Consider the following 22702-nt stretch of genomic DNA (forward strand, 5'->3'; position numbering starts at 1 on the left):
CCTGGGGCGGGCCTGGTCAGTCGCGCCAGGAGCGTGTTCCATGGTCATCGGGGGGCGCCCGGTCCGGCGGCGGCCCGTACGAGGGAGCGAGGTTGCCGTGGCCACGACCGTGCGACGCACCGTACTGACCCTGCCCGGCGCGCCCGTCGGGCCGGAGAACCCGCTGCCCGCGCTGCGGCCGCTCGACGAGGTGCACAGGATCGGTGACCGCGAACGGGCCGCGCTGCCCGCCGAGATGGCCCGCCAGATCCGATACGAACCGCTGCGTTCGGTCCTGCCCGTGCGACTGCTCGACGGCTACGCCCGCGACCGCGGCCCGGTAGGCCTCGACGCTCTCGTGATCGAGAACGAACGGCTGCGCGCCACCGTCGTGCCCGGACTCGGAGGCCGCGTCCATTCCCTCCACCACAAGCCGTCGGGGCGTGAACTCCTCTACCTCAACCCGGTGTTCCAGCCCGCGGCCTTCGCCCTCAACGGCGCCTGGTACTCCGGCGGCATCGAGTGGAACATCGGCGCCACCGGGCACACCACGCTCTCCTGCGCCCCGCTGCACGCCGCACGCGTACCGGCGCCGGACGGTGGCGAGATGCTGCGGCTGTGGGAGTGGGAGCGGCTGCGGGACACGCCCTTCCAGATCGATCTGTGGCTGCCCGAGGGCTCGGACTTCCTCCACGTCGGCGTTCGGATCCGCAACCCGCACGACCGGCCCGTGCCCGTCTACTGGTGGTCCAACATCGCCGTGGAGGAGCACGGGACGACGCGCGTCCTCGCGCCCGCCGAGGAGGCCTGGCACTTCGGCTACGAGCGGAGCCTGCAGCATGTACCGGTGCCGGAGTGGCAGGGCGCCGACCGCACCTACCCGCTGCGCAGCGAGTACGCGGCCGACTGGTTCTACGAGGTGCCGGACGGCGCCAGGCGCTGGATCGCCTCGCTGGACGCGGACGGCAGGGGCCTGGTCCAGACCTCGACCGACCTGCTGCGCGGCAGGAAGCTGTTCGTCTGGGGCGCTGGGAGCGGTGGGAGGCGCTGGCAGGAGTGGCTCACCGAACCGGGCACGGTCGGCTATGCGGAGATCCAGGCGGGGCTGGCCCGAACCCAACTGGAGCACGTACGGCTGGAGGCGGGCGCGGAGTTCGCCTGGCTGGAGGCGTACGGCCCGTTGGCGGCCGACCCCGCCGCCGTGCACGGCGCGGACTGGTCCGCGGCGCGGGCGGAAGCGGAGGCACGGCTGGAGGAGGCGCTGCCGCGCGCCGATGTCGACGCGGCGTACGCGGCATGGCTGCCGTGCGCCGACACGGAGCCGAAGGAGGTCCTGGCGGCGGGCTCGGGCTGGGGCGCGCTCGAAGTCGCCCGCGGCGCCTACGAGTTGCCCGGCACCCCGTTCGATGCATCCTGCCTCGGCGAACAGCAGCGGCCGTGGCTGGAACTGTTGCGGACCGGTTCGCTGCCGGACGGCCCCGTTTCACCGCACGATCCGGGTCCCACCCCTGTCTCGCCGCTCTGGCGGGAGATTCTGGAGACGACGACGCCGGGAGCGCGGGCCGACTACCACCTGGGAGTGGCCCGGTGGCACGCCGGTGACCGCGCGCAGGCAGCACGGAGCTGGGAGTGCTCGCTGGCCGCGGAGGAGACACCCTGGGCGCTGCGCTGCCTCGCGGTCGCGGCCGCGGAGTCGGGCGACACCGGGCGCGCGGCCGACCTCCTGCTGCGGGCGATCGACGTGGCGACGGCCCGCGCGGCTTCGGGCGCGGAGGGGAGCGCCGGCACCAATGCGGGTACGGGCGCGGAGGCCGGCGGCCGTACGGGCGGGGGTGGCGGGGGCCGTGCGGGTGCGGAGGCCGGGGTCCGTACCGACGTGCAGGCCGGGCGTGCCCCGGGCGCGGCGCCGGAGCACCGTACTGGCGAGGGGAGCGGGGCCGGCAGCGGCGCTCTGCGCGCCGGGCAGACCCTCACCGCCGCGCTCGCCCGGGAAGCCGTTCCGGCCCTGCTCGCCTGCGGACGGGCTGGCGAGGCCCGCGGCGTTCTCCGCCGACTGCCGCCGCAGGTCCGTGAGCGCGGCCGGTTCCGCTTACTGGAGGCGCAGATCCTCCTCGCCGAGGGCGACGCTCCCGCCGCGCGTGCGCTCTTCGACGCCGGGTTCGAGGTCGACGACCTGCGGGAGGGCGACGAGGTGCTGGAGGAGACCTGGTTCGCCATCGCGGAGCGGCTGCTGCCGGATGGGTCCGGTTCGGAGAGGTCCGGTTCGGACGGGAACCCGGCGGAGACCCTGCGGGCGCGGGCCCGCGCGGAGTATCCGCTGCCGCGCCGCTACGACTTCCGCATGCGGCCACAGGACTGAAATCGGCCAGGAACCGCGGATCCGGGAATGATCGGCTCCGGTCCGCGGTTCCCCGGGCATGAAGGCAGCCACGATCAACGCCTATGGCGAAACACCTCGGATCACGGAACAGCCGGAGCCCAAGGTCGGCCCGGACACCGTGCTCGTCCGCACCAAGGCCGCCGGGGTGAATCCGGTGGACTGGAAGATCACGGAGGGCTATCTCGGCCAACTCGTCTACGCCGACTTCCCGCTCGTCCCCGGCTGGGACGTCGCCGGTGTGGTGGAGAGGGTCGGGGTGTCCGTCACCGAATTCGCGCCCGGCGACGAGGTGATCGGCTACAACCGGCAGGACCATGTCCAGAACGGCACGTACGCCGAGCTGGTTCCGGCGCCCGTCCGCGTCCTCGCTCGCAAGCCCGCCTCGCTGAGCTGGCAGCAGGCCGCCGGTCTGCCACTGGCCGGACTGACGGCGTATCAGTCCCTGAGTGCCGTGCAGGTCGGCAAGAGCGACACGATCCTGGTGAACGCGGCGGCCGGGGGTGTCGGTTCGCTCGCGGTGCAGATCGCCGTTGCCCGGGGCGCGCGTGTCATCGGCACCTCCAGCGAGGCCAAGCACGACTATCTGCGGTCGCTCGGCGCCGAGCCGGTCGCCTACGGAGACGGACTCGTCGGCCGGGTGCGGTCGCTCGCACCCGAAGGGGTCGACGCCGCCTTCGACTTCGTGGGCGGTGACGCCGTGGCCGCGTCCTTGGAGTTGGTGAAGTCCCCGGCCCGGGTGGTCTCCATCGCCGATCACACGGTGGCCGAACGGGGCGGCCGCTATCTGTTCGTCCGCCCGAGCAGCGAGGACCTGACCGCGCTCGGCGAACTGGCCGACGCAGGGAAGCTCACGGTCCACGTCGAGAAGGAACTCCCGCTGGCCGAGGTCGCCGAGGCGTTCCGGATCAGCCAGGAGGGGCGCACCCGGGGGAAGATCGTCCTGCTGGTCTCCTGACGTACGCCACCCGGGGCTGCGGCGGGTCACGCACGACGGCGTGCGCCGACAGCCCCGGGCCCGGCGCGGTGTCGGGCCGGGCGATCGGCCACGGGCCGCTGTCAGACCGAGGACCCGCCCCGGTCGACGTATTCGAAGACCGAGCCGTCCGGGTGGCGGGCCACCAGATTGCGGCCCAGCGGGGTCGGCACGGGCCCGGCGATGATCTCGGCGCCCACTTCGGACAGAACGGCGCGCGCCTCGTCCACATCCTTCACGGCGATGGTGGCCGTGACCTTCCGCAGCACCTCGAGCTCCCACTCGGGGCCGCTCATCAGCAGAAAGGCGCCGACCGCGGCGACGGAGACACCGCCGCGGCCGAAGCGCACCGCCTGACTTCCCGTCAGGCGCTCATAGACGCCGACGGCATGATCGAGATCGTCGACGCAGACGCGCAGTGAAGTACCCAGGATCTCCATGGCGAACGAGCGTAGTCGCCCCCGGCCGGGGCGGGTGTCGTATCCCCGATCGCCCGGACGCCCCCGGGTTCGGTTCATGCCACCCGTACGTCGTTGCGCCAACTTCCGGGCAGCGATGGGGCATTGGCGTCGTGCCGTTCAGCGGCGGCACAGGATCTCGCCGTGCAGGACGGCGAACCAGCCGTCCTCGCGCCGTCCCCACTCGCGCCAGGCGTCCGCGATCCTCCGTAGCTCCGCCGGTGTTGCGTGGCCACCGTCCACGGCCCGGCGCGCGTACGAGGACTCGGTCGTGCGGTCCGCCCACAGGCCGCTCCACCACGCCCGCTCCTCGGGGGTCGCGAAGCACCACGCGGCCGCGGTGGACGTGATGCCGGAGAGGCCCGCCTGCCGGGCCCAGGACAGCAGATGCCGTCCCGCGGCCGGTTCGCCGCCGCTCGCCCGCGCCACCCGCTCGTACAGATCCAGCCAGGTGTCCAGGCCCGGTACGGCCGGGAACCAAGTCATCGCGCGGTAGTCCGAGTCGCGGGCCGCGATCACGCCCCCCGGCCGGCACACGCGCCGCATCTCGCGGAGGGCGGCCACCGGGTCGCCGACGTGCTGGAGCACCTGATGGGCGTGGACGACATCGAACGAGGCATCGGGAAAACCCAGCGCGTGGACGTCGGCGACCGTGAAGTCGACGGTGTCCAGCCCGCGTTCGGCCGCCACGCGGCGGGCGTCCTCCAGGACGCTGGGGGCCGCATCGACCGCGGTGACGCGGCCGGGCGCGACCAGGGCGGCCAGGTCCGCGGTGATGGTGCCGGGGCCGCAGCCCACGTCGAGCACGGAGAGCCCGGGCCGCAGCTCGCCGAGCAGATAGGCGGCCGAATTCGCGGCCGTGCGCCAGCGGTGGGAGCGGAGCACCGACTCGTGGTGCCCGTGGGTGTAGACGGCCTTCTCCGGCATGGCGGCGGTCCTCTCTCGGGCGGCGGGCTCCACTCCACCCTCTGTCGGGCGGTGGGCTCCGCTCCGCAGCCTACGCCCTGGTCTCGCATGGCGAGAGCGGCGTATCACATGTCGGACGGGAGCTCGGTGGGGCGGTAGACCGTCAGGGCCTCCACCTCCTTGTCGAGCACGAACTCCGACGGGGCGGGAGCCACCTCGCCGTCGTACGCCAGATGCGTGCCCGCGGGCAGGCCCGAGACCCGCAGAGTGGGCACCCCCGCCGCTCTGTAGACGGGGGAGTGCCGCGGGAATCCCGTCACGGCCGCGGCGAGCAGACGTGTCCGGGCGAACCGTCCGCCGTGTGCGATCCGGACGTCCAGCAGCCCGTCCGCCAGGTCGTAGCGCCGGACCGGTGCCAGTCCGACACTGCGGTAGGTCCCGTTGCCCGCGAACAGCAGCCACATGGACCGCCGTCGCCCGTTCACCTCGGCCGTCGCCGGCCGTGAGGTGCGCAGCACGTGCACGGCGCCGAGCAGCACCGCCGGCGGGCTGCCGATCCGCGGGGCCCAGCGCTCCCGCGCCCGTACGAGATCCGGGTACGAGCCGATGCTGAAGGTGTTCAGGAAGTGCACCGCCGCCGCCCCGACGGCGCCCTGTCCCCGCGGGGTCATCCTGCCCACGTCCACCCGCACCGCGCTGCCCGTCACCACCGCACCGAAGGTGTCCTCGAAGCTCTCCACCCCGAGGTCGCCCGCGAAGTGGTTGAACGTTCCGCTCGGCAGCACCGCCAGCGGGACGCCGTACCGCATCGCGACGCCCGCCGCCGCGTTCACCGTGCCGTCGCCGCCGCACACCCCGAGCGCGCCACCGCGCGCCGCGACATCGGCGGCCGCGGCCTCCAGGACCCTGGTGAGGGGGCCCGCGTCCTCCTCGTGGACGACCACCTCGGCCTTCGGCAGCGCCGCCCTCAACTGCCGCACCTGTTCGGCCAGTACGGGCGGTGCGCCTTGACCCGAACCCGGGTTGACGACCACGGTCAGCCCGTCGCCACCGGTCAGCGCGGGCGCGTCGGTACGCGGCCGGGCGGGCGGCGGGAGCTGACTGCGCGTCGGGACGAGCCCGCGCACCGCGAACGCCGCTCCCGCACCGAGCGCCACGCCCGCCACCACATCACTGGGGTAGTGCACGCCCGTGTAGACCCGGGAGAACGCGACGGAAGCGGCGACCGGCGCCAGCACCGCGCCCCACCGGCGCGACTCGAGCGCCGCGCCGACGGTGAAGGCGGCGGCGGACGCGGAGTGGCCCGAGGGGAAGGAGGTCGTGATGGGCTGCTTGGTGAGCCGCCGTACGAGAGGTACGGCGTGCAGGACCGGCCGGTCGCGGCCGAACGAGCCCTTCACCACGGTGTTGACGGTCGCCGAGGCCAGCGCGAGCGACGCGACCCCCCGCGCGGCGGCGCGACGGGAACGCGGCTGGCCCAGCGCCCACATGGCGCCCGCGATGCCGAACCAGAGACGGCCGTGGTCGGCGCTCCGGCTCAGCCGGGGAAGGACGCCGTCGGCGCCCGGCCAGTGGCGTGACGCCACACGGTGGAAGAGGAACCGGTCCACCCCGCTCGGCCACCGTTGATTCCGTCGCTTGTTCTGCGCCTGTCCGAACAGCGCGTGCCTCCTCACACTCATGCCATCGCACCCGTGCCCCGTCGACGCACGCTCTCCGTCCCCGGGGCCTCCAGCTTGGCGCGTACCCCGTCGGCCCGCCTTTCCACGGCTTGTCATCCCCGGTGGCCTTCCCGGGCCGCCCCCGTCCGTCCGAGGGTCCGGCCGTCGCCCCGACGGTCCGGGCCGCCGGACGGTCCGGACCGGCTGTGTGCGGCCCGGCCCGCCCGTGCGGTCCCGTCCGCCCGGACGGTGAGCCCGCCTCGTGCTGCGCGGGCTCATCTCCGGCGCAGTTCCCCCCTCGCCCGGCCGTCCCGTACGGCCGGGGGTGTGCGCTGCCCGCCGCGGTGCATGCGGCGGTGGCGCTCAAGCGTGCGTCGACCGGCCCAGGGCCTGCATGACCTCCTGCACGTTCCTGTACGTGTCGTGCGGCGGCAGATCGCTCACGATCTCCACCAGCCTGTCCGGTGCGTGCCGCTCCTCCAAGGTCCGAAGGAGCTGCCGTCGCTTGGCCGGGAACGGTGTACGGGCCAGATGCCGCGCCAGCTCGTAGCGGAGTGCCTCGGCGTCGCCGATCGACCCTCGTGCCGGGACCGGGCCCCGGGTGACCTCCGGGTCGTCGTCGGCGGAGGGTTCGGGGTCGTGCCACTCCTCGGCCCGGGTGGGGTGACCGGAGCGAAGCAGGCCCTGCAGCTCGTGCTTCATCTCGTCGTCCCGGTGCACATTGAGCCGGTTGCTCCCACGCTCCATGACGTCCTCTCGTCCTGATCGGTCGGTCCGGGCCGGGTGGTCGCGGACCGCCGGTCGTATCGATCCGTCGGGATCCGTGTCGGTCGTGGCAAGCGGGTACCCGACGTCCTGGCAGCAACACGGCTGCGCTGCGTGGCCGGCCCGGTCCGGTACGCGCAGGTGAGGGAAGGGAGTGGCCCTATGGCCGACCCAGGACGGCGGGGAGGCGGCGTCGACCCGGCCGCGCTCGACGAACCGCAGCTCATCAAGGAGCTCGAGACCATCCACCGCACCCGCCACGAAACTTTGATGTACGGATCCCCCGACGCGCTGGACCGGCACACCTCGCGCATGGCGGAGCTGGAGGCGGAGTATCTGCGGCGGCACCCGGACCGGTACGTGGCGTCCGGCCGGACGCGGGACGGCGCCAGGGCAAGGACCTGCACCTGAGGGGGGACCCGCGTGCGTTTGACAAACCGGGGATGTTCGTCGGGTGAGTTCGGGGGAAGGCGACTTGGCAACCCGGAATCCGGCCGAACGGCCGTGAGTTGGGGAGATGAGGGACTCCGGGCCCGGGACTTCAGGGATCCCGGGCCCAGAGTATTTCCGGGCATTGTGGACGTTTGGCAATGGTGAGCGGGGTCACTCGGTCCTGAGTCCGCGGCGTTGTCCCCCAGCGCGCGCGGGCGCTCAGGGAAGGGACAGGGCCCATGGCGTTGTTGCTCGCCCTACTCATGCCGGTCGTGATGCTCATCGTGGTCTGCGCGCTGGGCCGGTATGAGGAAGCGCTGCTGAAACCTCCGGCAGGGCTGGTCACGGCCCCACCGTCGTTCACGCCTGAAGAAGGAGGCGAGGACACATGACGGACACCTCTCAAGGCACCGGGCCCGCTCCGGGCACCGGGCCCGCCCGATCTCAGGGCACCAGGCCCACGCGCCCCGCGGAATCCGAGGCCCGGAAGACCTCGGCCGCCCCGGTGGACACCCAGGGAAACGGACACCGTACGAGCCCCCCGCAGGACGGCAAGTCCGTGGGCGTCCTCGTGAAACGGGCGTCGGAGCAACTGTCCGACCTCGTGCGCAGCGAACTCCGACTCGCCCAGGCAGAGATGGTCGCCAAGGGCAAACGGGCCGGGCGCGGCGGTGGACTCTTCGGCGGAGCGGGCCTCATGGCCCTGCTCGCCCTCCAGGCGCTGGTGGCCGGCGGCATCGCGGCCATCGCCCTGAAGCTGCCCGTCTGGGCGGCCGCGCTGATCATGGCCGGGGGTCTGCTCCTGCTGGCGGCCGGACTCGCACTCCTCGGCCGGATGGAGACCCGTAAGGTCACGCCGCTCAAACCCGAGCAGGCCATCAGCGGGGTCAAGACCGATGTCGAACGGATCAAGGAGAGGGCGCACCGATGAGTCAGACCCCCGAGGAGCTGCGCGGACAGGTCAACGAAGCCCGCGAGCGGCTCGGCGCCACGGTGGAGGAGCTCGCGGCCAAGGCGGATGTGAAGGGCAGGGCGCAGCACAAGGCGGCGGAGGTCAGGGAACGCATCCAGGCGAAGGCCGCCGAGGCCGGACAGCACGCCCGGGAGACCGCCTCGCACGCCCGTCACGCCATGCAGGACCGCACGTCGCACGCTCGCCACGCGGCCCAGGACAGGACCTCCCACGCCCGCAACACCGTGCAGGACCGCGCCTCGCACGCCGCCCACGAGGTACAGGAGAGGACCTCGCACGCCCGTCACGCGGCGCAGGGCCGTACGTCCCGCGCGGGCCACGCGGTGCACGACCGCACCCCGGACCACATCTGGTCCGCGGCGACCCGTGCCGCCAGGACCGGACAGCAGCGCCCAGTGCCGAGCGCAGTCGTCGGCGGTCTCGTGGTGCTCGCGGCGGTGGCGGCCACGCGCGGGATGCGCGGCCGTCATGCGGGGCACGCCGGCCGTCACCGCGGCTGGGGCACCCACCACGGCGGGAGGTGGTGAGCGGTGGGCAGAATGATCTACAAGGTGCTGGCCATGGTGTCCGGGATCCCGGCGGCATGGTGGCGGGCGCGATCTTCAAGCGGGTCTGGCGGCTGCTCCCCGGTCAGGACCAGCCCCCCGCCCCCACCGACGAGGACCGCAGCTGGCGCGAGGTGCTCCCCGCCGCAGCCCTGCAGGGCGCGATCTCCGCGGGGGTGCGCGCGGGGGTCAAGCGGGGCGAGGCCAGTGGTATGCGCCGACTGACGGGCACCTGGCCGGCCTGACCTCGTACTACTGCTACTGCGGTTCGGGGAAGCGGTTCCGGTCCGGGGAAGCGGTTCCGGTCGGGACGGGAGATTCCGTGTGCGTCGGGACCCGGCGCCCGGGTCCCGGTCCCGGCTCCCGACCCCGACGGGGCCCGAGCCCGCAGCCCCAGGGCCGGGAGGGAACGGACGGCGGCCCCCTCCCGGAAATCGCCCGTCGGAGTGGCGGATACCACCCGTCCGGATGCGTCCACCGCCTCTCGTGGCTACGTTGGAGGTAGTCCCGCGACCGTGGCGTTACGCCGATCGGCCGGGCAGTCGAACCGTGCTTCGGACCGGAGGCACGCCCGCGGGAGCAGCGCGCCCGCCCGGGTGTCCCTGGCCCTTCCCGGGCGCATTCCTCAGCTCCCGCGGTGAACAGAACCGCGTAAGGGGAGCTGTTCTCATGACGACCGTACGAGCACGGGGCAAGGCCCAGGCCAAGCGCCCCTCAGCCAAGCACCCGCATGACGACGCCCCCGACACCACCGCCGAGTTCCAGGTCCTCGCCGACCTCCCCGACGGCCCGGAGAAGGAGGCCTTGCGGCAGCAGGTCGTCCAGGCATGGATACCGATGGCTGAGCGGCTGGCCCGGCAGTTCCGCAACCGCGGGGAGTCCCTCGAGGACCTCGAGCAGGTGGCAGCGCTCGGCCTGGTGAAGGCCGTGATCCGTTACGACCCGGCGCGCGGCACCGCGTTCGAGAGCTTCGCCGTCCCGACCGTCGTCGGCGAGGTCAAGCGGCACTTCCGGGACCACATGTGGGGCCTCCACGTACCCCGCCGGGTCCAGGAGCTGCGCAACCGCGTACGGACCGCCCACCGCGAACTCTCCCACTCACTCGACGGACGCGGACCGGGCGTCCACGACATAGCCGAGCACACGGGGCTCACCGAGCAGGAGGTCCGGGTGGGCCTGGAGGCCCTGGACAGCTACACCCCGCTCTCGCTCGACGCCGAGCTGCCCGGCTCGGAGGACGGCTACGCGCTGCTCGACACCCTCGGTGACCAGGACGCGGGCTACGACCTGGTGATAGACCGCGAGGCGCTGAAGCCGAAGCTGAGCAAACTGCCCGAACGGGAGCGGCAGATCCTCTACATGCGGTTCTTCTGCGACATGACGCAGAGCTGCATCGCCGAGCAGCTGGGCATCTCCCAGATGCACGTCTCCCGCCTCATCAACCGTACGTGTGCCTCGCTCTGCGACCAGGTGATGGCCGACGCGAACTGACGCCCCGCCGTGGTGTTCCCGGCCGCGCACCCCGGCGCGCGGCAAGCAGCCGTTCCTCTTCCGCGGGTGAGCGGTCCTCCCGATGACCGTTGTCCCGTTGCCGGTCGCGAGCGATCTGCGAGGGTGGAGGTCCGGGCCCTGCGGCGGACGGCGCCGGGCGCGGATCGACACCGGCGGAGGTGGGCGATGGAGCGGACCGCACCCGTGGCGCGCGGCCCGGCGCCGTTCGGGCCGCCGGCGTACGAGCCCGGCCTGCCGGTCCTGCCGGAGCTGGCCGAACTGCTCGCCGGGGCCGCCTGCACCGAGGCCCCCGAGCCCGTCGGCGGCGGGTCCGCCCTGCGCGACGCGGCGTGCGCCTACTGGTCGAGGCGCGGCCTGCCGACCGATCCCGCGCACGTCGCCGCGGCCCCGGGCGCCGAGTCGCTGCTCCTCGCCCTGCTCGCCGCGACCGGCGGGGACGTCCTGCTGCCGCGGCCCTGCGCCGCCTGGTACGTCCCGCAGACCCGGATCCTCGACCGGCACGCCTACCACGCCCCGATCCCCGCCGAATGCGGCGGCGTGCCCGACCCGTTCGCGCTGCTGGAGACCGTGCGGCGGGTGCGGCGCGAGGGTGGCGACCTGCGGGTGCTCCTGCTGTCCGTGGCGGACGACCCCACCGGGACGATCGCGCCGCCCGAGCTGATGCACGAGGTCTGCGAGGCCGCGCTGGAGGAGGACCTGCTGATCGTCAGCGACGAGACGTACCGGGACACCGCGCACGAGGCGGACGGGGCGGTGCTGCTGAGCCCCGCGGAGATGCTCCCCGACGACGTCGTCGTGCTCTGCGATCTGGGCGCGTCCCTCGTACCGGCGGCCTGGCCCTCGGGGATCGCACGGTTTCCGCACACCCCTCGTGGCTCTCAACTGCACGCCGCGACGCTCGACGCGCTGTCCGGCCTGCGCGCCGTGCTCGCCGGGCCCGTCGCGGTGGCCGTGACTCACGCACTCGGCGAGCCGGTTCCGGTCACCGGCCGCCGGGCCGCGGCCCGCCGCCTGCAGGCCGTCCTCGCCGCGGCCCTGCACCGCACCGTCACGGCCGGCGGCGTGCTGGCCCGACCGCCCCGCGCGGGCAGCCATCTCTATGCCGATCTGGACCCGCTGCGCTCCGCCCTCTCCGGGCGCGGCATCACCGACTCCGTCGAGCTCGAGGACCATCTGACCCGCCGCGTCGGCGCCCCCGTGCCGGGCGGGCACCGCTTCGGGGACGGCCCGGACGGCCTCAGGGTCCGCCTTTCGACCGCTCCCCTCCTCGGTTCCACCGACGAGCAGCGGATGCGGACCCTCACCGCCCCGGCCCCTCTCGAATTGCCGCATGTCGAGGAGGCATTGAGGCTGTTCGGATCGGCACTCGCTGAACTGGACGGAGGTCCGCGATGACGGAACGGACCGAGCGCTCCCTCTCGGGAGCCCCGGGACGCACCGGGAGGACCGGTGCGTCCGGCGCGGGGCCCCTGCCGGGCGCGGACTCCGGCACAGCCTCGGGTGCGGGCTCCGCCACAGGATCGGGTGCGGATTCCGTCACCGGATCGGGCGTGGGCTCGGCCACCGGATCGGGCGCGGGCTCGGCCACGGGACCCGGCTCGGGCTCCGTCACCCACCCCGCACCGCGTACGCCCGGCGAGGTCCGCCTGTGGCCCCGGTCCTTCGCCGGACGGTTGACCGACCCGCTGCCCGGCGTACGCGACTTCGCCCGCATGGCGCGCGAGGGCGGGCTGCGGCCGCCGGGTGCCGAGGCGAGACGCGACATCCCCCGCATCCCCGTCGCGCCCGCGCCGCTGCCGGCGGCCGGGCCGGACACGGTCGCCGTCACCTGGGCGGGACACGCCAGTTGGGTGCTGCGGATCGGCGGCCTCACCGTCCTCACCGATCCCGTGTGGTCCCGCCGCATCCTCGGCACCCCCGCGCGCATCACGCCCGTCGGCGTCCGCTGGGAGGACCTTCCGCGGGTCGACGCGGTCGTCATCAGCCACAACCACTACGACCACCTCGACGTGCCCACCCTCAAGCGGCTCCCGCGCGACACGCACCTGCTCGTACCGGCGGGACTCGGTGCCTGGTGCCGGCGCCGCCGCTTCACCCGTGTCACCGAACTCGACTGGTGGGAGGCGGTGGAGCTGCCGTCCGGAGGCGGCGGTGTGCGGTTCGACTTCGTACCCGCCCACCATTGGAGCAAGCGGACGCTGACCGACACCTGCCGGTCCCTCTGGGGCGGCTGGGTGGTCACCGACGTCCGGGGACGGCGCGTCTACTTCGCGGGCGACACCGGTTACGGCCACTGGTTCGGCGAGATCGGGCGCCGCCTCCCCGGCATCGATCTGGCCCTGATGCCCATCGGGGCCTACGACCCGGGCTGGATCCACCGTGCGGTGCACACCGACCCCGAGGAGGCCGTCCTGGCGTGCCGGGACGTCGGCGCTCACGCCATGGCGCCCATGCACTGGGGGACGTTCCTGCTGTCGGCCGAGGCGCCCCTCGAACCGCTCACTCGCGTACGCGCGGCCTGGGAGGCGGCGGGGCGGCCGCGGGAGGACCTCTGGGACCTGCCGATCGGCGGCTCGCGCGTGCTCGATGACTGATACTGCCCGGTGACGGACGGATGCGCGCGCCTGCGGGTGGCCGACGACGCCGCGCCCGCTTCCGTACGGTCCGCCCCGTACCGCCGTATCCGGTAACCCTGGCCCGACCGCCTCGGCCCACTCGGCCCCACGCGCCTCGCTCAGCCCTTTCCGGCCCGGCGACGTCGGACGCCGCCACACCGCCGGCACCGCCCTGAGCAGCAGAGCCCCACCTCCTCGGCCATGTCCGCGAAGGGCCCGGTGTCGCCCGCGAAGTACGTCCGGGCCTCGCCGTGCACGACGTAGCCGAGCGCGGGGGACCGGCGCGGTCCGTACGGGAGTCTGCGACCGTCGTGGGCGGCCCGCACGGCGCGGATCACCACGTCGCCGACCACGATCTCGTCGCCCGGCTCCACCGCGGTGAGCCGCGGCCCGGCGCGCCACAGCCGCCGCAGGCGCGGCACCGCGCGCTGTGCGCCGTACGGCAGGACGAGCCGGGTGCCGGGACGGGCCCACCGTCGTGACCGGACCGGCCGGTCCGCCGGGGGCCCGGCGGCGGTGTCGATGCTGCGGTGGCCCGCCGCCTCCGGTACCCGCCGATCAGGCTCGCCGGGGCCGACCGGAACCCACCGGGGAGGGACCCGGGCGGGCGGGAATGCGAGCAGGCCGAAGATCGTTGTCCGGAACAGCAACTGTCCGACGACAGAAGGATCGACCTCTCGTGAGCAAGGTCCCCCAGATCCCCCTCAACAACGGCGTCCGTATGCCCCAGATCGGCTTCGGTGTCTGGCAGGTGCCGGACAACGAGGCGGAGCGTGTGGTGAGCAGTGCGCTGGACGCGGGCTACCGCAGCATCGACACCGCCGCCGCCTACGAGAACGAGGAGGGCACCGGCAAGGCCATCGCCGCCTCGGGCCTTCCCCGCGCGGAGCTGTTCGTCACCACCAAGCTGTGGAACAGCGCGTCCGAAACCTGGACGCGCGACAACGTCCTGCGCGAGTTCGACGCCTCCCTCGCCCGGCTGAGCCTGGACTACCTGGACCTCTACCTCGTCCATTGGCCGCGCCCGGTGCGCGACGACTACCTCGACATCCTCCGGGCCTTCGACGAGATCAACAAGAGCGGCAGAGCCAGGGCCATCGGTGTCTCCAACTTCAAGCCCCCGCACCTGCGCCGGGTCATCGACGAGACAGGGATCGTCCCCGCGGTCAACCAGATCGAGTTGCACCCCTATCTGCAGCAGGCCGAGACCCGCGCCTTCCACGCCGAGCACGACATCGTGACCGAGGCGTGGTCCCCCCTGGGCCAGGGCAAGGGGCTCCTCGAGGACCCGGTCATCGCCGGGCTCGCGCGCAAGTACGGCCGTACGCCGGCGCAGATCGTCCTCCGCTGGCATCTGCAGACCGGGAACGTCGCGATCCCCAAGTCGGTCAACCCGACCCGGATCCGCGAGAACATCGACATCTTCGGCTTCGAGCTCGACGCCGACGACCTCGCCTCCGTCGCGGGTCTGAACAGCGGGACGCGTCTGGGCCCCGACCCCGACGCCTTCGACTGGCAGTGATCACACCGACAGCGGTCCGCGCCGACTGCGGGAACAGCGGAAAACCGCCGAAAAGCCGACGGAAAGCCGCCGGAAACCGCCGAAAACCACGGTAACCAGCGGAAGAAACAGCGGGAAACCGCGAGAGCACAACGCAGGGTGCGCCCGGTTCGTACCGGGCGGCACCCTGCGTCCCGGCCTCTCCGCCCCTACAGCGGGACGACGTTGAGCGCCCGCAGCTCGCCTCCCGTCCCCTTGGTCAGCTCGTACGACACGTGCTGATCCTTGATCAGGATCTCGATGACATTGAGTGCGGTCTCGTCCACGGCGACATCGGGGCTCCCATCGTCCGGAGCGAGGTAGCCGAAACCTCGGTCGGCGTCGTAGAACTTCACCGTTCCTGTGGGCATCGCTTCACCCTTCCCCTGGCCCGTCCGCCGGCCGCGGGGTGGCTGCCGGCCGGACACCGCGGTGGCGGCGCGATACCCGTGTCCCCCCTCGTGCGGGAACGGAATCCCGGTCCCCCGCCCACAGCACCCGGATGAACGAATCCGGTGAAGATTGTGGCGTGTGCTGCCAATCCGCGTACGCTCCGGCTCCGAATGATCTGCGGAGCCTGCCGTCGAGCGGGCCTGCCCGCAGGGAAGAACGGGCGGCGACGGCCGCCCCGCAAGGGGAGGGAACATGGCGCCCGCTGATCTCCGCAGCCATCCGAGGCCCGGTCCTGCCGGGCCGGACCTGCAGGAGTTGCTCGGCATGGTGGCACGCGGCGACCAGGAGGCGTTCAGCCGCCTCTATGACGCCATATCAGGTCCGGTGCTCGGTCTGGTCCGCAGCGTCCTGCGGGATCCGGCACAGTCCGAGGAGGTCGCGCAGGAGGTGCTGGTGGAGATCTGGCGCACCGCGGCCCGCTACCGGCCGGACCGGGGAGGCGCCATGGCGTGGGTGCTCACCCTCGCCCACCGCCGCGCGGTCGACCGCGTACGGGCGGCGCAGGCGGCGGCCGACCGCGAGCAGCGGGCGGCGCAGCTGAACAGGACACCTGCCTTCGACGAGGTGACCGAGCAGGTCGAGGCCCGGCTGGAGCGGGAGCAGGTGCGCCGCTGCCTCCGCACCCTCACCGAACTGCAGCGGCAGTCGGTCACCCTCGCCTACTACCGCGGCCTGACCTATCGCGAGGTCGCCGAATTGCTGTCCCTTCCCCTGGGCACCGTGAAGACCCGCTTGCGCGACGGCCTCATCCGTCTGCGCGACTGCCTGGGGGTGAGCGCGTGAACGCCCCGGATCTGCACCTGCTGACCGGCGCCTACGCCATGGACGCGCTGCCCGAGGGCGAGCGCGCCGAGTTCGAACGCCACCTGGCCGAATGCCCCTCCTGCGACCAGGAGGTGCGCGAACTGACCAGCACCGCGGCCCGGTTGGGCCTGGCCGTGTCGCTGGTGCCGCCGCCCGGAATGAAGGACCGGGTGATGACGGGCGCCGCCGCCGTACGCCAGGAGCCCCCGCGGATCCCCGGACGGCAACAGATGCCGTCACCGCCTCAGTCGCCCGCGCAGTCCTGGTCCGGCGGACACGGGCGGCGCCGTACGCGCCCCGCCCCTCGCTATGCGCTCGCCGCGTGCCTGGCGGCGGCCGCGGTGCTCGGCGGAACGGTCGCCGTCGTGCAGTACGGCGACGCGCGGGAGGCGCGGCAGATCGCCCAGGACGCCCGCAAGGAGGCCCGCGAGAAGACCCGGCAGACCCGGGACTCCGAGCGCCGAACCGAGGAACTGGCCCGGGTGCTGGCCGCTCCTGACGCATCCGCGGGCACCGGCAGGCTCAAGAGTGGCGGGACCGTCACGGTCGTCGTCTCCCGCGAGGAGGACAAGGCGGCGTTCCTGATGGGACACATGCCCAAGCCGCCGTCGGGGAAGGTCTACCAGCTGTGGTTCGACGACCATGGCTCGATGCGCCCCGCGGGCCTGCTGGATGCCTCGAAGGACACGGCCGCGACACTGCTGCACGGCTCCGTGGGCGGGGCCACCGGCATGGGCATCACCCTGGAACCGGCCGGCGGTTCGAAGCAACCGACCACCGAGCCGCTGGCCCTGATGGATCTTCCGCCCGCGCGCAGGACCTAGGAGCACGGCCCACGCGCGTGTCGGTCGCCCTGCTCACCTCCGATCTCCGGCTGCACGACAACCCGGAGCTACGCTCCGCGCTGCGCCACTCCGACAGCGTGGTGCCGCTGTTCGTCGCCGACGCGGGGGTGCGCGAGGCACGGCCGACGTACCCAACGGGCGTGCCTTTCTCGCCGACTGCCCGGCCGACCTTGACGCGGGGCTGCGCAGACGCGGCGGCCGCCTCGTGGTGCGTACGGGCGATGTGGTCGAGCAGGTGAGCCGGGTGGCGTACGAGTCCGGGGCGCGCCGGGTGCACATCGCGCGTGGGGCCACCGGCTACGCCCAGCGCCGCCAGGAGCGGCTGCGCACCGCGCTCGCGGAGGAGCGGTGCGCGCTGCACATCCACGACCGGTGAACACCGCGCTCTCTCCGGAAGCCGTAAGACCCGGTGACGCCGATCGCTTCTCCGCGTTCGGGCCGTATCTCGAGCGCTGGGTGCGTACGGTGCCGCGCGATCCGATGGGCGCCGCGCATCGTTCGGGTGCCGGACCACATCGGCTCGGACGACCTGCCGGCGCGCAGCGATGTGCAGGGGTGCTCCGCGGGCGGTGTCGAGCGGCGGTGCTCTGCGGGTGACGCTGAGGGCGGTGTTCAGTGGCGGGTGTTCAGTGGCGGGTGTTCAGCGCCGAGTGTTCAGGCCGCGTCCCCCGGCCGCGTCAGCAGAAGCTGCTGCACGTCCAGTCGCTGCGACCTGAAGTCCGCTTCCGTACAGGCCAGATGGAAGGTCCACATGCGCCGGAAGGTCTCGTCGAGTCCGATGGACGCCAGCTCCCCGGCCGTCCGCTCGACGAAACGCTCCCGCCACAGCCGCAGGGTCTCGGCGTAGTGCGCGCCGAACCCTTCGCGCGCGGCGATGCCCAGGCCCGTGTACGCGCCGGTGACCTGCTCGATCGCCTCGACCGAAGGGATCTGGCCGCCCGGGAGGGCATACGTGCGGACCCAGGAGGGCGTCGAGCGGCAGGCGGTGAGCCGGTCGTGGGGCATGGTGACCGTCTGCAGCGCGATCCGGCCCCCGGGCGCGAGCATCCGGTCCAGCAGCGTGAAGTACAGCGGCCAGTTCTCCTCGCCGACGGACTCGATCATCTCCACACTGACGATTGCGTCGAAGGTGCCCAGGAGCCGCCGGAAATCGCGCTGGATGACGGTTGCGCGTTCCGCCATGCCCGCTTGCGCGATGCGCCACCGGGCGGGCTCCAGCTCCTCCCTGGACGCGGTCACCGTCAGGACGCGGGCGCCGCGCGCGGCGGCGCGTATGGCCAACTCGCCCCAGCCGGTGCCGATTTCCAGCAGCTGGGTGCCCGGCCCCACGGCGGCCAGGTCCAGCAGCCGATCGATCTTGTAGTGCTGAGCGGCGGGCAGCGTGGCGTGGTCCGCGGGAAAGCCGGGGAAGACGGCGGAGGAGTACGTCATCGTCCGGTCGAGGAATCCGGCGAACAGTTCCTTCGGCAGTTCGCGGCCCGGCAATTCGTGGCGCCGTGCGCTCTCCTGCGGGCGGGCGCTCGCCGGGTCCTGCGGACTCGGAGGACGTGGCGGATTCGCCGGGTTCAGCGGGTTCGGCGCCGCACGCCGGCCGCGCAGACGCCGGTGTCGCCGCATCGGCGTCTGCGGCGCCTCGGCATTGAACTCACCCCCCAGCTCGGCGAGTTCGGCCAGCACGGCCACGAGGTCGTCGGTGTCCCACTCGCGCGCCATGTACGACTCTCCTAACCCGAGCGGGCCGCGGGCCCCGATCCGGCGGAAGAAGGCGCCCATGTCGTACACCTGAAGCGTCGGGCCCGTGGCGCCGATGACCTCTCCCGGACCGAACCGCACCCGCAGCGGCAGCCGGGCCGCCGCGCCGCGGACGGCCTTCTCGGCCGCCAGGGCGCGGGCGCGGGAGCAGTCCGGCACCTTTGCCACATCGGGCCAGCGCCGCGGGTCGACGGCCGTGGCCACCGTCTCGTCCATCAGGGCCGCCGGATGCCTTCCCACCGTCATACCGTCCCCTCTCGCAGCTGCCGGGAGCTCGTGCCCCACGGTCGCTATTCGGAGCCGGGGCGGTGGGGGATTGGTGCGGATCGGCAGGAATCCGGTCCGGGTTTCCCGGGGCTTCCCCCGGATCTCGGCCGGGGTTGCCGGGAGCGTCGGCAGAGCACGGCACCTCGGACTGCCCGCGGCGTCGGGGAAGCCCCGGCCGTCGGGAGAGCCCGGGACGGAATGAAAGCCCGGAACGGGATGAGAGTCCGGGACCGAATCAAAGCCGGGAACGGGATGAGAGCCCGGGACCGAATGAAAGCCCCGTCCCCCACGGGCTTGCCGCGGCTCTCGTGGACCTCATCCAGAGGTGGAGCCCACCCCGTGCTCGGAAGCGATCTGCTCGATCCGGTGGGCCAGTTCGAGGTCCAGCTCGGTCACCTTTCCACCCGCGCTGTGGGTGCTGGAGGTGGCGGTGAGCCTGTTGTACGAGAGCGTCAGATCCGCGTGGTGGTTCAGCGCGTCCTGGACGCGGGCGATCTGCCCCACCATGGCCGCCGCCGCGAGATGTCCCTCGAAGGTGTAGGTCCGCTCGATCCGGTCGTCATTCAGCGACCAGCCGGGGAGCTCGGCGAGCGCGTCCTCGATCTCCTTGTGCGCCAGCGGTTCCGGTGCCATGTCTGCTGCCTTCCGTCACTGGTTCCGTTCGGGGTGCCGTATGCGTACTCCCAGCCTGCCACCGGACGGGGTCGGTTTCGCGCCAATGTGTCTCCGGTGCGGAACGTGCGCTTTCCGCTGCCCGGGGCGGCTCATAAGCTCCTGCGCCGTACCCGACCATTACCGGCGAGTAGCAGGGGAACGTGACATGGAACGCAATCAGAGCACCAGACGCACGTTCGTCACCGGCGCTGCTGCCGCGGCAGGCGGGGCCCTGGCCCTCGGGGGGACCGTCTCCACCGGACGGGCCGAGGCCGCTTCACGCTCCGGAACCCGGTCCGGAGCGGCGGCCGGGCCCACCGTCGCCGTCCTCGGCGGAGGCGTGGCCGGTCTGACAGCCGCCCACGAGCTGGCCGAACGCGGCTTCGCGGTGACCGTCCACGAGAAGAAGGCACTCGGCGGCAAGGCCCGCAGCATGGACGTGCCGGACAGCGCCACCGGCGGCCGCAAGCCGCTGCCCGGCGAGCACGGCTTCCGCTTCATCCCGGGCTTCTACCTCAACCTCCCCGACACGCTGCGCCGCATCCCTTTCCCCGGCAATCCCAATGGCTGCCACGACAACCTGGTCTCATCCACCGAGCTGCTGTTCGCCCGTACGGGACGCGAGGACATCAGGCTTCCCTTCGCCACGCTCGGCACCCCGCCCGGCCCGATGACACCCGACGAGCTGGTCCGCATGATCCGGGGACTGCTGATCACCGCGTGCAGACTGCCCGTTCACGAGGCCCTGTACTTCGCGAACCGGGTACTCGTCTTCCTGACGAGCTGCGAACGGAGGCGGCTGGAGACGTGGGAGCGCACGCCCTGGTGGGAGTTCATCAGGGCCGAGCGGATGTCGCCCGAGTACCAGCGGCTGCTTGCCATCGGCATCACCCGCAACATCGTCGCCACCAAGGCCGAGGTGGCCAGCACCAAGACCGTCGCCAATTGCCTCGAGGCGTTCCTGTTCAACATCCTGGGCCGCGGAGCCGACGGCGAGCCGGACCGTGTGCTCAACGCTCCCACCAACGAGGCGTGGATCGACCCCTGGGTGGGCCATCTCCGCAGTCTCGGAGTCCGGTTCGAGATCGGCTCCGCGGTCGTCGACCTGCCGTACGCGGACGGGCGCGTCACCGGAGCGGTCGTCCAGGATCCGGACGGAACCCGGCGCACCGTCACCGCCGACCACTACGTCTGCGCGATGCCCGTCGAGCACGCCCGAAAGACCTGGGGACCCGCGCTACGGGCCGCCGATCCCGCGCTGAGCCGCGCCGACGCGCTCGAGACCGACTGGATGACGGGCATTCAGTTCTATCTCACGGAGCCGACGCCCGTCGTCCACGGCCACATCAACCATCTCGACTCGCCCTGGGCCCTGACCTCCGTCGGCCAGGCCCAGTACTGGAAGGGCCGGCACATCCCCGCCGAGTACGGGGACGGACGCGTTCGCGAGTGCTTCTCCGTTGACATCTCCGAATGGGACCGGCCCGGCATCCTCTATGGGAAGACGGCCAAGCAGTGCACGCGCGACGAGGTCGCGCGCGAGGTATGGGCCCAGCTCAAGGCGGCGCTCAACGACACCGGCCGCACCGTGCTGCGGGACAGCGTCCTCCACTCCTGGTTCCTCGACCCGGCCGTCGACGGAATCGGCACACCCGAGCCGCACAACGACGAACAGCTGCTCATCCACCCCACCGGCACATGGTTCGACCGCCCCGGCTCCCGCACGAAGGTCCCGAACCTCTTCCTGGCCGGCGACTACGTTGCCGTCGACATCGACCTGGCCACGATGGAGGGCGCCAACGCCTCCGGGCGCCAGGCGGTCAACGCGCTGCTGGACGCGGTGGGTTCGGCCGCGCCGCGGTGCGAGGTGAAACCGCTCTACCGCGCCCCGGAGTTCGAGGAACTCAAACGCCACGACGCCTTCCGCCACCGACTCGGGCTGCCGAACGTGTTCGACCTGGGCTGACCCCGCCCCATGCCCACTGCGATCCCGGAACACCGGCTTCGGGTGAATCCGCCGCCCTTTTCTGATTACCGCGGAGTAGCCGACCGAAGGGGCAACCATGGGGGTGGCGCACCGACGAAAGTTGTTTCCTCCAAGGAATCCGTAAGCGTGCGCTGCGGAGAGACCAGATCTTGAAGAAAGAAACCGGGAAGGGGGAATAGGGTCCGGTCCGCCGAGGTTCTGTAGTCCAGTTATCGGTACGTGCTCACCGCCTCATGCATCCCGGCTGGGCGGGGGCGAGTTCATCGAGAGGACTGCACATGTTGGCATTGACCTATGCGGGATACGGAGATCCGTCGGTTCTTGACGTCACGACCAGGCCCGAACCTCACGCCGGACCCGGACAGGTGCGGATCGCGGTGCGTGTGGCCGGGGTCAATCCGGTCGACTGGAAGATCCGGGCCGGGCAGATGAAGGAATGGATCACGACTCGCTTCCCAGCCATACCGGGAAGCGACGCGGCCGGCGTCGTGGATGAGGTCGGCGAGGGTGTCGAGGGCGTCAAGGTCGGGGACGAGGTGTTCGGTTCCGGAGCAGATGCGTCGGCAGAGTTCGCCGTGCTGGACGAGTTCGCCCTCAAGCCCGCCTCGTTGAGCTGGGAGCAGGCAGGTGGTCTGGCGGCGGTCGCGGAGACGGCGTTGCGGACCCTGGAACTGCTTCGTCCGTCCGCCGGGCAGACGCTTCTGATCGAAGGTGCGGCAGGCGGGGTGGGCAGCGCAGCGGCGCAGTTCGCCCTTGCCGACGGAGTCCGTGTCATCGGCACGGCAAGTGAGCAGAACCATGAATTCCTGCGCGATCTCGGTGTGGTGCCGACGGTTTACGGCCCGGGGCTGAAGGAGCGGGTGGACGCGCTGGCACCCGAGGGTGTCGACGTGGTTCTCGATACCGCGGGCCTGGGGTCATTGAAGGAGCTCATCGAGATCGCCGAGTCCGCCGAGTCGGTGGTTTCCATCGCCGATTTCTCGGCCCCGGAACACGGGGCCCGGCTGAGTGTCGGAATTACCGATCCCCGAGCGTTCCACGCCCTGGAAAAGGCCGCCCGACTTGCGGACGAGGGGAAGTTCACCGTCCCCATCGACTCCGAATTCGCGCTCGCTGACGCGGCGAAGGCTCATGAACGCAGCCAGGGCGGACACGTGAGAGGAAAGATTGTTCTCAAGGTTGCCTGACTGTTTGACTGTTC

General features: G+C 72.3%; 24 protein-coding genes and 1 pseudogene. 17 read left to right on the top strand and 8 right to left on the bottom strand.

Annotation, left to right across the window (positions count from 1 at the left end):
- Positions 1-97: 97 nt before the first annotated feature.
- Both AB0M26_RS04430 and AB0M26_RS04435 read left to right on the top strand, forming a co-directional pair.
- Entirely contained in the window at positions 98-2338 is a 2241-nt protein-coding gene (locus AB0M26_RS04430) for a DUF5107 domain-containing protein (protein ID WP_365254308.1), read from the top strand.
- A gap of 58 nt (positions 2339-2396) precedes the next feature.
- Entirely contained in the window at positions 2397-3314 is a 918-nt protein-coding gene (locus AB0M26_RS04435; protein ID WP_365254310.1) for an NADP-dependent oxidoreductase, read from the top strand.
- 101 nt (positions 3315-3415) lie between these two features.
- On the opposite strand, the gene AB0M26_RS04440 is transcribed toward AB0M26_RS04435, so the two are convergent.
- The 4 genes from AB0M26_RS04440 to AB0M26_RS04455 all read right to left on the bottom strand — a co-directional run bounded on the left by AB0M26_RS04440 (position 3416) and on the right by AB0M26_RS04455 (position 7104).
- On the bottom strand, positions 3416-3772 hold the full coding sequence (locus tag AB0M26_RS04440) for a VOC family protein (RefSeq protein WP_365254313.1): 357 nt from the start codon (positions 3770-3772) through the stop codon (positions 3416-3418).
- Between the two features lie 138 nt (positions 3773-3910).
- Positions 3911-4717: a methyltransferase domain-containing protein gene (locus tag AB0M26_RS04445; protein ID WP_365254314.1), complete on the bottom strand. Its 807-nt coding sequence runs from the start codon at positions 4715-4717 to the stop codon at positions 3911-3913.
- Positions 4718-4821: 104 nt separating this feature from the next.
- On the bottom strand, positions 4822-6378 hold the full coding sequence (locus AB0M26_RS04450) for a phosphatase PAP2 family protein (RefSeq protein WP_365254317.1): 1557 nt from the start codon (positions 6376-6378) through the stop codon (positions 4822-4824).
- 342 nt (positions 6379-6720) lie between these two features.
- Positions 6721-7104: a DUF2795 domain-containing protein gene (locus AB0M26_RS04455; protein WP_365254320.1), complete on the bottom strand. Its 384-nt coding sequence runs from the start codon at positions 7102-7104 to the stop codon at positions 6721-6723.
- Between the two features lie 180 nt (positions 7105-7284).
- Between AB0M26_RS04455 and AB0M26_RS04460 the strand changes: the two genes are divergently transcribed.
- From AB0M26_RS04460 to AB0M26_RS04495, 8 genes are all read left to right on the top strand, one after another.
- Positions 7285-7533, top strand: a complete 249-nt coding sequence (locus tag AB0M26_RS04460) for a DUF6158 family protein (protein ID WP_365254323.1) — start codon at positions 7285-7287, stop codon at positions 7531-7533.
- A 260-nt stretch (positions 7534-7793) separates the two neighbouring features.
- Complete coding sequence (locus AB0M26_RS04465; protein WP_365254326.1) at positions 7794-7946, top strand: hypothetical protein; 153 nt, start codon at positions 7794-7796, stop codon at positions 7944-7946.
- A complete protein-coding gene (locus AB0M26_RS04470; protein ID WP_365254329.1) occupies positions 7943-8485 on the top strand; it encodes a phage holin family protein in 543 nt (180 codons plus the stop codon). The genes AB0M26_RS04465 and AB0M26_RS04470 overlap by 4 nt, the downstream gene beginning before the upstream one ends.
- The gene (locus AB0M26_RS04475; RefSeq protein ID WP_365254332.1) at positions 8482-9054 is read left to right on the top strand and encodes a DUF3618 domain-containing protein; all 573 of its coding nucleotides are present in this window, start codon (positions 8482-8484) and stop codon (positions 9052-9054) included. Before AB0M26_RS04470 ends, AB0M26_RS04475 begins: the two co-directional genes overlap by 4 nt.
- A gap of 56 nt (positions 9055-9110) precedes the next feature.
- The gene (locus AB0M26_RS04480) at positions 9111-9317 is read left to right on the top strand and encodes a DUF4235 domain-containing protein (RefSeq protein WP_365254335.1); all 207 of its coding nucleotides are present in this window, start codon (positions 9111-9113) and stop codon (positions 9315-9317) included.
- A gap of 424 nt (positions 9318-9741) precedes the next feature.
- Positions 9742-10563: an RNA polymerase sigma factor SigF gene (locus AB0M26_RS04485; RefSeq protein WP_365254337.1), complete on the top strand. Its 822-nt coding sequence runs from the start codon at positions 9742-9744 to the stop codon at positions 10561-10563.
- A gap of 186 nt (positions 10564-10749) precedes the next feature.
- On the top strand, positions 10750-11979 hold the full coding sequence (locus AB0M26_RS04490; protein ID WP_365254339.1) for an aminotransferase class I/II-fold pyridoxal phosphate-dependent enzyme: 1230 nt from the start codon (positions 10750-10752) through the stop codon (positions 11977-11979).
- A complete protein-coding gene (locus AB0M26_RS04495) occupies positions 11976-13178 on the top strand; it encodes an MBL fold metallo-hydrolase (protein ID WP_365254341.1) in 1203 nt (400 codons plus the stop codon). Before AB0M26_RS04490 ends, AB0M26_RS04495 begins: the two co-directional genes overlap by 4 nt.
- A gap of 206 nt (positions 13179-13384) precedes the next feature.
- Here the strand turns inward: AB0M26_RS04495 and AB0M26_RS04500 are convergent.
- Positions 13385-13723, bottom strand: a pseudogene (locus tag AB0M26_RS04500) (MBL fold metallo-hydrolase); the annotation flags it as partial.
- Between the two features lie 155 nt (positions 13724-13878).
- Here AB0M26_RS04500 and AB0M26_RS04505 point away from each other — a divergent pair.
- A complete protein-coding gene (locus AB0M26_RS04505; protein ID WP_365254344.1) occupies positions 13879-14721 on the top strand; it encodes an aldo/keto reductase in 843 nt (280 codons plus the stop codon).
- A 188-nt stretch (positions 14722-14909) separates the two neighbouring features.
- Here AB0M26_RS04505 and AB0M26_RS04510 read toward each other — a convergent pair whose 3' ends face one another.
- Positions 14910-15110, bottom strand: coding sequence for a cold shock domain-containing protein (locus tag AB0M26_RS04510; RefSeq protein WP_365254347.1), 201 nt, complete (start codon positions 15108-15110; stop codon positions 14910-14912).
- A 274-nt stretch (positions 15111-15384) separates the two neighbouring features.
- On the opposite strand from AB0M26_RS04510, the gene AB0M26_RS04515 reads away from it, so the two are divergent.
- From AB0M26_RS04515 to AB0M26_RS04530, 4 genes are read left to right on the top strand one after another with little or no spacing between them, the layout of a single operon-like run.
- Positions 15385-15975: a sigma-70 family RNA polymerase sigma factor gene (locus AB0M26_RS04515; RefSeq protein ID WP_365254349.1), complete on the top strand. Its 591-nt coding sequence runs from the start codon at positions 15385-15387 to the stop codon at positions 15973-15975.
- Positions 15972-16820 carry an anti-sigma factor gene (locus AB0M26_RS04520; protein WP_365254352.1) on the top strand — a complete coding sequence of 283 codons (849 nt, stop codon included), beginning with the start codon at positions 15972-15974 and terminating at the stop codon, positions 16818-16820. Before AB0M26_RS04515 ends, AB0M26_RS04520 begins: the two co-directional genes overlap by 4 nt.
- A gap of 17 nt (positions 16821-16837) precedes the next feature.
- Entirely contained in the window at positions 16838-17080 is a 243-nt protein-coding gene (locus AB0M26_RS04525; RefSeq protein ID WP_365254355.1) for a deoxyribodipyrimidine photo-lyase, read from the top strand.
- Positions 17023-17217 (top strand): deoxyribodipyrimidine photo-lyase, encoded by a 195-nt coding sequence (locus AB0M26_RS04530; protein ID WP_365254547.1) that lies wholly within the window; start codon positions 17023-17025, stop codon positions 17215-17217. Before AB0M26_RS04525 ends, AB0M26_RS04530 begins: the two co-directional genes overlap by 58 nt.
- A gap of 278 nt (positions 17218-17495) precedes the next feature.
- Here AB0M26_RS04530 and AB0M26_RS04535 read toward each other — a convergent pair whose 3' ends face one another.
- Together AB0M26_RS04535 and AB0M26_RS04540 are read right to left on the bottom strand one after the other, a co-directional pair.
- Positions 17496-18839: a cyclopropane-fatty-acyl-phospholipid synthase family protein gene (locus AB0M26_RS04535; protein WP_365254357.1), complete on the bottom strand. Its 1344-nt coding sequence runs from the start codon at positions 18837-18839 to the stop codon at positions 17496-17498.
- 336 nt (positions 18840-19175) lie between these two features.
- Positions 19176-19493 carry a 4a-hydroxytetrahydrobiopterin dehydratase gene (locus AB0M26_RS04540; RefSeq protein WP_365254360.1) on the bottom strand — a complete coding sequence of 106 codons (318 nt, stop codon included), beginning with the start codon at positions 19491-19493 and terminating at the stop codon, positions 19176-19178.
- A 187-nt stretch (positions 19494-19680) separates the two neighbouring features.
- Here AB0M26_RS04540 and AB0M26_RS04545 point away from each other — a divergent pair, with 187 nt between their 5' ends.
- Positions 19681-21480, top strand: coding sequence for an FAD-dependent oxidoreductase (locus AB0M26_RS04545; RefSeq protein WP_365254363.1), 1800 nt, complete (start codon positions 19681-19683; stop codon positions 21478-21480).
- Positions 21481-21779: 299 nt separating this feature from the next.
- Positions 21780-22688 (top strand): NADP-dependent oxidoreductase, encoded by a 909-nt coding sequence (locus tag AB0M26_RS04550; RefSeq protein WP_365254366.1) that lies wholly within the window; start codon positions 21780-21782, stop codon positions 22686-22688.
- The last annotated feature ends 14 nt before the right edge of the window (positions 22689-22702 follow it).

Origin of the sequence: Streptomyces sp. NPDC051776 (assembly GCF_040681345.1) — a bacterium.
Classification (GTDB): Bacteria; Actinomycetota; Actinomycetes; order Streptomycetales; family Streptomycetaceae; genus Streptomyces.